General features: G+C 69.9%; 1 pseudogene. It reads right to left on the minus strand.

Going from position 1 to position 762, the window contains the following annotated elements:
* Positions 1 to 762: pseudogene (locus tag AM506_RS23510) on the minus strand (hypothetical protein); the annotation flags it as partial.

Below are 762 nucleotides of genomic sequence, written 5' to 3' on the forward strand. Positions count from 1 at the left end.
TTCATCATCGGTATCACCCTCCGCCTCGTTACCCTTGGTCGTCGGCGTCTGCCACAGGCAGCGATGGAGCTGTTCCTCCAGGCTCCTGACGCGCTGGGCCTGGTCCTCCAGATGACGCTTCTGTTCGTCGATGCGCGCCTGAAGCAGCGCCTGCTCGTGGTGGCGAGTGTCCGCCAGCGACTCGGCCTGGCGCCGCGCCCAGTCGGTCTCGCGATGGCGCTTCTCCTCCTCGGCCAGCCGGGCACGCGCCTCCTGCAGCTGTGACTCCTGGCGGGCGAGGCGCTTCTCCTGCTGCTCCTCACGGCCGGCCGCGGCCTTCTCCTGGGCCTGTCGCTCCTGGCGCGCCTGGTCGAGCAGCGCCATCAGGCGTGTCTCGGCACTTTCGTGGCGCTGCTCCTCTCGCGTCAGCTTCTCGCGATGCTCGGCTTCCCGAGCCTGCATGGCCTGCTGATGCTCGTCCGCCACCCGGGCCGCCTCGTCCCGATGACGCTGCAGCAGGGACTCCGCCTCCGCCAGCCGCGTGGCGAGGCGCTGCTCGGCCTTGCGGAGGGTCTCGTTATCCGCCTGACGGGTGGCCAGCTCAGCGCTGAGTGTCTCGAGTCGCTGTTCGGTGCCGGCCAGGTGGCTGGCCAATGCCGTTTCGCGCTGCCTGGCATCCTCGGCCTGGCGGTGGGAGTCGGCGGCAGCCTCACGGGCCTCCTCGATCTTGCGGTCCGCCTCTTCCCGATAGTGCGCCAGCGCCTGATTGGCGCTCTCCTGGGC

Origin of the sequence: Rossellomorea vietnamensis (assembly GCF_001305855.1) — a bacterium.
In the GTDB taxonomy this organism is placed as follows: Bacteria; Bacillota; Bacilli; order Bacillales; family Bacillaceae_B; genus Rossellomorea; species Rossellomorea vietnamensis_A.